We start from the raw sequence: 9158 nt of genomic DNA, 5'->3' as shown, positions 1-9158 counted from the left end.
TTTTTCGACAATTCCATTATACCAAAGGAACGTATTTATGCCTTTTTAATTGGCTGAAATATTGAATTTTCAAGGTTAATCACACCTTATTGGTGTGGGAAGTTTGAGTAACTTACTTTCGCTTATCAGGAAGGCAACCTCACAGTTTCATACAGTGGAAGCAGTGAAAGATCAGTTAGCAAAGCAGGGATATGAGGAACTGTGTTGGAAAAACAACTGGAATTTGCAAAAAGGCGGGAAATATATGGTGATTCATCATGGCTCCAGTATTTTTGCATTTACGATCGGGAGTCGTTTTCAAGAAAAAGAGAGTTTCCGAATTACGGCAGCACATGGGGATTTTCCGGGATTTCGTATCAAACCAAATCCGGAGGTGACTACAGAAAAATATATACAACTTAATGTGGAGAGTTATGGCGGGGTGAATTTGTCAAGTTGGCTGGATCGTGGACTGTCTGCCGCAGGACGTGTCGTCTTAAAATCTGATGATGTATTTCGTCCAAAAGTTAGTCTCGTTGATCTCGAGAAAACAGTATTTACGATTCCGAATATTGCGATTCATCTGGAACGAGAGATGAATAAGGGCGTAGAATTGAATAAACAGACACAGATGCTTCCGATTGTGGGAATCTTGGAAGAAGAGGTGGATAAAAACTGTTTTTTGAGTGCGCTTGCGGAAAAGCTTCAAGTGCAGGTGGATGAGATTTTGGATTATGAATTGAATCTGTATAATGCAGACAGGGCAGAGAAGATAGGATTGCACGAAGAATTCCTCTCGGCGCCGAGACTGGATAATCTCACGTCTGTTCAGGCGCTTGTCGATGGAATTTTAGAAGGTGAACGAAAAGAAGGGCTGAATGTGATCGCGATATTTGATCATGAGGAAGTCGGCAGCAGGACAAAGCAGGGAGCCGGATCTATGATGCTTCCGTATTTGCTGGAGAAAATTTATCTTTCACTTGGAGCATCTGAACAGATGTACAAGAATGCACTTGCGGAGGGGCTTTTAATGTCTGTGGATGTCAGTCATGGATTTCATCCAAGCTATGGGGGAAAATATGACCCGACAAATAAGAATATGTTGAATCAAGGGTTCTGCATTAAAGAAGCATGCTCACAAAGCTATGCAACAGACAGTGAAGCGGTCGGAATCGTGCAGCAGATTTGTGAAAAAGAACAGATTCCGTATCAAAAATTTGTAAATCGTTCGGATGTGACGGGGGGCGGAACACTCGGTTCAATCGCATCGGCGATGCTTCCGGTGAGAACGGTAGATTTGGGTGTGCCGTTGCTTGCAATGCATTCCAGCAGAGAACTGATGGGAGCAAAAGATCAGGAGAGTCTGACCAGATTTATCAAGGCATATTTTAGTTTATAGGAGAAAAGATGAGAGAAAATCAAACTACAGAGACAACAGTAAGATTGAATAAGTTTTTGAGTGAGGCAGGCGTCTGTTCCAGAAGAGAGGCGGACCGTCTGATTGAAAGCGGGAAAGTGACCGTGGATGGAAAGCGTGCAGAGATGGGAATGCGTGTCAGTCCTTCCCAGAGAGTGTGTGTAGGCAAGAAAGAAGTTCGGCAGAAAAATGAGATGGTGCTGCTTGCGGTCAACAAGCCGGTTGGAATCGTCTGCACAGAAGAAAAAAAAGAAAAAAACAATATTATTCGGTTTTTGAATTATCCGACAAGGGTCACATATATCGGAAGGCTTGATAAAGATTCAGAAGGGCTGCTTTTGATGACAAATAATGGAGACATTATCAATAAGATGATGCGCGCAGGAAATCAGCATGAAAAGGAATATAAAGTTACAGTCAATAAGCCGGTGACAAAAGAATTTATTGAGAAGATGGCGGAAGGTGTGCCGATTCTTGATACGGTCACGAGAAAATGTAAGGTGGAGATGATCGGAAAATATAAATTCCGGATTATTTTGACACAGGGACTCAACAGGCAGATTCGCAGGATGTGTGAATATCTTGGTTATAAAGTGACAAGACTGGAACGTATCAGGGTAATGAACATCACACTTGGAGAGTTAAAGCCGGGAGAATACCGGAAGGTGACGGAAGAAGAAATTCAAAAATTATATGAATTGATCAAGGATTCTTCCAATGAGACGGTGATCCCAAAGAAACAGGAGCAATGAGGTAGAAAGCATGGAACAAAAAAAACAGCGTATGCAGGAACTGGTAAAATTGCTGAATGAGGCAGGAAAGGCATATTATCAGGGAGCTGCGGAGATTATGAGCAACTATGAATATGACAAACTTTACGATGAGTTACTTGCGTTGGAAAAAGAACTGGGAATTACATTGGCATCAAGTCCTACAGTCAATGTAGGGTATGAGGTGCTAAGTGAGCTTCCGAAAGAACGGCATGAAAAACCGATGCTTTCTTTAGATAAAACGAAGGAAGTGTCGAAATTAAAAGAATTTCTGGGAAGCCAGAAAGCAAGGATTTCCTGGAAATTAGATGGGTTGACAATAGTGCTGACATATCAGAATGGCACTTTACAAAAAGCAGTAACAAGGGGAAATGGAGAGGTCGGAGAGGTTATCACTAACAATGCGAAGGTATTTCAGAACCTGCCGCTTCATATCTCTTATCAGGGAGAATTGATTCTGCGTGGAGAGGCGATCATCGGCTATCGTGATTTTGAAAAAATCAATGAAGAGATTGAAGATGTAGATGCAAAATATAAAAATCCAAGAAATCTGTGCAGCGGTTCGGTACGCCAGTTGAATAATGAGATTACTGCAAAAAGAAATGTGAAGTTCTTCGCATTTTCACTTGTAAAAGCAGATGACGTAGACTTTAAGAATTCCAGAATTTATCAGATGGAATGGTTAAAAGAACAAGGATTTGAAGTGGTGGAAGGATATGAGGTCACAGCCGGCACGATTGAAGAGCGTGTGAAATTCTTTTCGGAGAAGATTGCAGACAATGATTTTCCGTCAGATGGTCTGGTGCTTGTATATGATGACATTGCATATGGGCAGTCGCTTGGTACAACCTCCAAGTTCCCGAGAGATTCCTTTGCGTTCAAATGGGCAGATGAGATCCGAGAGACGACCCTTCTTGAGATTGAGTGGAGTCCGTCAAGAACAGGGCTTATCAATCCGGTTGCAATTTTTGAACCGGTGGAACTGGAAGGGACGACGGTGAGCCGTGCGAGTGTTCACAATATCAGCATTATGGAAGAATTAGAGCTTGGCATTGGCGATACGATCGCAGTCTATAAAGCAAACATGATCATTCCGCAGATTGCAGAAAACCTGACACGAAGCGGTGTGAAAGATATTCCTGAGGAATGTCCGGTCTGTCATGGCAAGACAGAGATCCGAAAAGTCAGTGATGCAAAGGCGCTCTACTGTACGAACGAAGAGTGCGGGGCAAAGCATCTGAAATCATTTGCGCTGTTTGTGAGCAGAGATGCACTTAATATTGATGGACTTTCAGAGGCGACATTAGAGAAATTTATCGCAAAGGGATTTATCAATCATTATTCAGATATTTTTCATTTGGAGCAGTATAAAGATGAAATTAAATCCATGGAAGGATTTGGCGAAAAATCTTATGTAAATCTACAAAAAAGTATTGAAAAAGCAAGTGTGACAACACTGCCAAAACTCATTTACAGTCTTGGAATAGCGAATATCGGACTTGCCAACGCAAAGGTAATCTGTAAAGAACTGAACTTTGATATAGAGAAAATGCTTCATGTTACAGAGGAAGAATTGAGTGAAATATCGGGAATCGGTCCTGTGATTGCGAAAGCGTTTGTTTCCTATTTTGCAAAAGAGCAGCATGTGGAAGAATTCCGAAGACTTTTAACAGAATTGGAGATACCAAAGGAAGAAGAGAGCAAAGAGGCTCAGATTTTTGAAAATATGAACTTTGTAATTACAGGAAGTGTGGAACATTTTGCAAATCGAAATGAAGTAAAGGCTGTAATTGAAAGTAAAGGAGGAAAGGTGACGGGCTCTGTCACTTCTAAGACAAACTATCTGATTAATAATGATATAGAGTCAACCTCTTCAAAAAATAAAAAAGCGAGAGAGCTGGGGGTTCCGATTATCTCAGAAGAGACATTTTTAAAAATGCTGGAAGGTGAATAAAGAATGCAGATAGAAGAACTCGTTCCATTTTGGGCGAAACTTACAAAAGAAGAACAAGAGGAACTGAAAAACAGGATACTGGTACAGAATGTGAAAAAAGGAACCATTATACACAATGGTTCGGAGGACTGTACAGGGTTGATCATTGTGGAAGAAGGACAACTTCGTGCATATACGCTGTCGGAAGACGGGAAAGAGATCACATTATACAGAATGTTTCAAAGAGATGCATGTCTTTTTGCGGCATCCTGTATTATGAATAATATTCAGTTCGAGGTGATTATAGAGGCGAGAGAAGATTCTAAGGTTCTGACAATACCGACCTCTGTTTATCAGAATTTGATACATACCTCTCTTCCGGTTGCAAATTTTACAAACGACCTCATGGCGTCGAGATTTTCAGATGTGATGTGGGTGATGGAACAGATTTTAAATAAAAGTGTGGATGTGAGACTTGCTGCACTGCTTGTGGAAGAGATGGAGATTACAGGAGAGAGCATGCTGAAAATGACACATGAAGAGATCGCTCACCATCTGGGAACGGCAAGAGAGGTGATTACCAGAATGCTGAAGTATTTTCAGAAAGAACAGCTTGTCAGCCTGTCGCGCGGGAGCATTGAGATCATAGATGAAGATCGTCTGTATGAACTTGCGAAAGACAGCAGAAGATAAAGTGTGACAATGTCACAGAAAGAGAATGTCATATCCTGTATGATAGAGTCATCAAGAAACAGAAAATTATATTGTAGGAGGAAATAGATATGTCAGTAATGAAAGTAACAAACAGCAACTATACACAAGAGGTTTTGGAGTCAAATGTCCCGGTATTAATTGACTTTTTCGCAGACTGGTGCATGCCTTGCAAGATGTTTGCGCCAATTGTAGATGAGGTGGCAGCAGCACATGAAGGAAAAGTAAAGGTCGTAAAAATCAACATTGATGATGATCCGGAACTGGCTCAGGAGTATCGTGTGATGAGCATTCCGACATTGAAGCTTGTGGATGCAAAAGAAGTGAAAGGAACGAATGTAGGAGCGATGTCAAAAGCAGAGCTTGAGAGCTGGCTGCTCGGACACGGTGTACAACTGTAGGAGATGTGAGATGGAAAATAAAAATTTTTATGATGTGATTGTCATCGGAGGCGGTCCCGGAGGATACGGGGCTGCGCTTTACACATCAAGGGCAAACTTAACCACGCTTGTAGTAGAAAAATTCGCTCCGGGCGGACAGATGGGGACGACAGAGATTGTAGAAAATTATCCGGGCTTTACAGAAGGAATCAATGGATTTGAACTTGGAATGCAGATGAAGCAGGGCGCAGAGCGGTTCGGCGTGGAGACAAAGATCGCGGAAGTGCAGAGTGTGGATTTAGAAAAACAGCCGAAAGTTATCGTTACATCAGATGGAACATACGAGGCGAAAACGGTTATTCTTGCGATGGGAGCTTATCCGAGAGAACTTGGACTTCCAAATGAAAGAGAACTGAGAGGGCGTGGAGTATCTTACTGCGCAACCTGTGATGGAATGTTTTACAGAGGAAAGACAGTTGTGATCGTAGGTGGTGGAAATACTGCGGTTGCAGATGCTTTGTTTTTATCTAAAATCTGTAAAAAAGTATATCTGGTGCACAGAAGAGATGAGTTGAGAGCATCCAAGACATATATGGATTCCCTGAACGAGGCAGAAAATTTGGAATTTATCTGGAATTCAGAAGTGGTGGAAGTGCTTGCAGATGATCTTGTCACCGGAGTGAAAGTGAAAAATAAGGAAAATTGCGAAGTGTCTGAAATTGATTGCGACGGAGTGTTTGTTGCAATTGGAAATGTGCCAAACACAGAGCTTGTCAAAGGACAGATTGACCTCGATGAAGGAGGGTATGTGCTCGCAGACGAGACGACACGGACCAATATTCCGGGAGTGTATGCGGTTGGCGATTTGAGAAAGAAACCGCTCCGGCAGATTGTGACGGCGGTGGCGGACGGTGCGGTGGCATCGAAGTATATTGAGGAATACATTGCGGTGGGAGAATAGCTCTCACCGTTTTTAGTTTATAAAAAGTTCACTTGTGTGATAAGAATATCTCATATATAATAAAATCATATGTAGGAAAGAAGGGATAACTATGGCAGAAAAAGATAATATAAATGAGATGGATATAGATATAGACAGCGAGAAAAAAGAAGTTCCGGAAGTAGTGAAGGAAGAGAAAAAAGAGAATGAAGAGTATGAGAAATTCTGTTTTATGTGCCACAGACCGGAGAGTGTTGCAGGAAAGATGATCGATCTCCCGAATGATATTTGCGTTTGTTCAGACTGTATGCAGAAAAGTTTTGATATGATGAACAATAATAAGTTTGATTTAAGTCAGCTGATGAATATGCCGGGCGTACAGTTTTTAAATTTGTCGGACATGGAGAATATGATACCAAAAAGGCAGCAGGTGAAGAAGAAAAAGCCGGAAGAAAAGAAGGCGGAACCTGTGTTTAATATCCGTGACATTCCGGCACCGCATAAGATTAAAGCACAGTTAGACGATTATGTGATTGGACAGGAATATGCAAAAAAGGCGATCTCAGTGGCTGTCTATAACCACTACAAGCGAGTTGCGACAAATACGATGGATGAGATTGAGATTGAAAAATCTAATATGTTGATGATCGGACCAACCGGAAGCGGTAAGACATATCTTGTAAAGACACTCGCGAGACTTTTGGATGTACCGCTTGCGATCACAGATGCGACATCATTGACAGAGGCGGGATATATTGGTGATGATATTGAAAGCGTGGTTTCCAAATTGTTAGCGGCAGCGGACAATGATGTGGAAAAAGCAGAGCGTGGAATTATCTTTATTGATGAGATTGACAAGATTGCAAAGAAGAAAAATACGAACCAGAGAGATGTCAGCGGAGAATCCGTACAGCAGGGAATGTTAAAATTGTTGGAAGGAAGTGACGTGGAGGTGCCGGTAGGCGCGAACAGCAAGAACGCAATGGTACCGCTCACGACGGTCAACACGAAAAATATTCTGTTTATCTGTGGGGGAGCGTTCCCGGATTTGGAGCAGATTATCAAAGAGAGATTGAATAAACAGGCATCGATGGGATTTATTGCAGATTTGAAAGATAAATACAACAATGATAAAGATATTTTGTCGAAAGTAACAGTGGAGGATATTCGCAATTTCGGAATGATTCCGGAATTTATCGGGCGACTTCCGATTATCTTTACCCTTCAGGGATTGGATGAAGACATGCTTGTCAAGATTTTAAAAGAGCCAAAGAACGCAATTTTAAAACAGTATCAGAAGCTTTTGGAACTTGATGAAGTAAAATTGAACTTTGATGAGGAAGCATTGCATGCGATTGCAAGAAAGGCGATGAAGAAAGATACCGGAGCGAGAGCGCTTCGCTCAATCATTGAGGAATTTATGCTCGATATTATGTATGAGATTCCGAAAGATGACAATATTGGTCAGGTTACTATCACAAAAGAATATATAGAAGGAACGGGCGGTCCACTTATTGCGATGAGAGGACAGGAGCTGATTACCGGCTAAGAGTCAGGGGTGGAAAAATAAATTTTCCGCCCCTGATTTACGGTTGCCTGAAAAAGAAAAAAGTGCACAAAAAAAGTGAAAAAAGTGGTTGTAAAATGTTCAAAACAGGTGTAAAGTGTAGTTTAGATTTGGCAAAAAAGAAAGACAGAAAGAGAAAAGGAGTGTAGAGTTTATGGAAGGTTACAGTTATTTGTTAGATCTGGCAATTATTTTGCTTTCGACGAAAGTGCTAGGACTTGCTACACGTAAAGTACAGATGCCACAGGTCGTGGGAGCACTATTGGCAGGATTGCTGTTAGGACCGGCGGCATTGGGATGGATCACAGAGACCAACTTTATTCATGAGGTAGCAGAGATAGGTGTTATTGTGTTGATGTTCTGCGCCGGTATGGAGACAGATATCAAGGAGTTAAAAGAAAGTGGGAAAGCTTCTTTTATCATTGCATTATTTGGTGTGTTTGTTCCGCTTATTGGGGGATTTGCGGCAGCTTGGTTCTTCAACAGACCTGACTTGATTGCATCAGATGCATCCTGCTCAATCTTTTTACAGAATATTTTTATCGGTATCATTTTAACGGCAACATCGGTAAGTATTACGGTTGAGACATTAAAAGAGCTTGGAAAGTTAAAGACACGTTCGGGAAATGCAATTTTAGGAGCTGCCATCATAGATGATATTCTTGGAATCATTGCGCTGACAATCGTGACAAGCATGGCAGATTCTTCTGTAAATGTTACGGTAGTGCTGTTAAAGATTTTAGGTTTCTTCGTATTTTCGGGAATTATCGGAGTGATTTTTTACAAAGTATACAAACGATGGACAGAATCTTCCGAGAAGGGATTGCAAAGACATGCGATTATTGCATTTGTGTTCTGTTTGCTGATGGCATATATTGCGGAAGTTGTATTTGGAGTAGCTGATATTACAGGTGCATTTATTGCAGGATTGATTATCTCGAATACAAACAAATCGATGTTTGTACGAATTAAGTTTGATACGATTTCTTATATGTTGTTGTCGCCGGTATTCTTTGCAAGTATTGGATTGAAAGTAGTGCTGCCGGAGATGACACCGGCGATTATCTGGTTCTCAGTGGTGCTTGTCATTGTGGCAATCGTTACAAAAGTAATCGGCTGTGGAATTGGAGCAAAGGTATGTGGTTACCAGAATTATCAGGCAAAAAGAATCGGAGTTGGTATGATTTCCCGTGGAGAAGTGGCGCTGATCGTTGCAAGTAAGGGAACGTCGCTTGGACTTCTTGGGGGCAATTTCCTTGGACCGGTTGTCATCGTTGTAATTTTTACGACCATTATCACACCGGTGCTGCTGAAAATTGTATTTAAAAAGGCGCCTCCGATTCCGGTAAGTGAGACGATTACGGAGTCAGAAAGTCTGGCAAAAGAGTTGGAACAGGTGATGAAATCCCGTGGAGAAGAACGAAAATAGGTTGGAAGCCGGCATAGAAATATGTCGGCTTT

Annotated in this window: 8 protein-coding genes; all 8 read left to right on the top strand. The window is 41.5% G+C overall.

The annotated features are described in order from the left end of the window. Positions 1-94 precede the first annotated feature (94 nt). The gene (locus tag ACTQXY_RS12200) at positions 95-1378 is read left to right on the top strand and encodes a M18 family aminopeptidase (protein WP_441659673.1); all 1284 of its coding nucleotides are present in this window, start codon (positions 95-97) and stop codon (positions 1376-1378) included. 8 nt (positions 1379-1386) lie between these two features. Beyond that, positions 1387-2148, top strand: coding sequence for a 23S rRNA pseudouridine(2604) synthase RluF (gene rluF, locus ACTQXY_RS12195; protein ID WP_441659672.1), 762 nt, complete (start codon positions 1387-1389; stop codon positions 2146-2148). Between the two features lie 10 nt (positions 2149-2158). Continuing rightward, positions 2159-4120 carry an NAD-dependent DNA ligase LigA gene (gene ligA / locus ACTQXY_RS12190; protein ID WP_441659671.1) on the top strand — a complete coding sequence of 654 codons (1962 nt, stop codon included), beginning with the start codon at positions 2159-2161 and terminating at the stop codon, positions 4118-4120. Positions 4121-4123: 3 nt separating this feature from the next. Beyond that, complete coding sequence (locus ACTQXY_RS12185) at positions 4124-4792, top strand: Crp/Fnr family transcriptional regulator (protein ID WP_004614621.1); 669 nt, start codon at positions 4124-4126, stop codon at positions 4790-4792. Positions 4793-4881: 89 nt separating this feature from the next. Next, the gene (gene trxA, locus ACTQXY_RS12180; RefSeq protein WP_022250564.1) at positions 4882-5211 is read left to right on the top strand and encodes a thioredoxin; all 330 of its coding nucleotides are present in this window, start codon (positions 4882-4884) and stop codon (positions 5209-5211) included. Between the two features lie 10 nt (positions 5212-5221). Beyond that, on the top strand, positions 5222-6151 hold the full coding sequence (gene trxB / locus ACTQXY_RS12175; protein ID WP_004614619.1) for a thioredoxin-disulfide reductase: 930 nt from the start codon (positions 5222-5224) through the stop codon (positions 6149-6151). Between the two features lie 91 nt (positions 6152-6242). Further along, positions 6243-7679, top strand: a complete 1437-nt coding sequence (gene clpX, locus ACTQXY_RS12170; protein WP_004614618.1) for an ATP-dependent Clp protease ATP-binding subunit ClpX — start codon at positions 6243-6245, stop codon at positions 7677-7679. Between the two features lie 172 nt (positions 7680-7851). After that, positions 7852-9126: a cation:proton antiporter domain-containing protein gene (locus tag ACTQXY_RS12165; RefSeq protein ID WP_441659670.1), complete on the top strand. Its 1275-nt coding sequence runs from the start codon at positions 7852-7854 to the stop codon at positions 9124-9126. Positions 9127-9158: the final 32 nt, after the last annotated feature.

This window comes from Faecalimonas sp. LCP19S3_D12 (assembly GCF_052121495.1).
Taxonomy (GTDB): Bacteria; Bacillota; Clostridia; order Lachnospirales; family Lachnospiraceae; genus Faecalimonas.
This window is presented reverse-complemented; position numbering and strand designations above follow the sequence as displayed.

Bases quoted from the DNA above. Each gene is read 5' to 3' on its own strand.
- trxB (WP_004614619.1), top strand. From the start codon at position 5,222: ATGGAAAATAAAAATTTTTATGATGTGATTGTCATCGGAGGCGGTCCC.
- ACTQXY_RS12185 (WP_004614621.1), top strand. From the start codon at position 4,124: ATGCAGATAGAAGAACTCGTTCCATTTTGGGCGAAACTTACAAAAGAA.
- clpX (WP_004614618.1), top strand. From the start codon at position 6,243: ATGGCAGAAAAAGATAATATAAATGAGATGGATATAGATATAGACAGC.
- ligA (WP_441659671.1), top strand. From the start codon at position 2,159: ATGGAACAAAAAAAACAGCGTATGCAGGAACTGGTAAAATTGCTGAAT.
- ACTQXY_RS12165 (WP_441659670.1), top strand. From the start codon at position 7,852: ATGGAAGGTTACAGTTATTTGTTAGATCTGGCAATTATTTTGCTTTCG.
- trxA (WP_022250564.1), top strand. From the start codon at position 4,882: ATGTCAGTAATGAAAGTAACAAACAGCAACTATACACAAGAGGTTTTG.
- rluF (WP_441659672.1), top strand. From the start codon at position 1,387: ATGAGAGAAAATCAAACTACAGAGACAACAGTAAGATTGAATAAGTTT.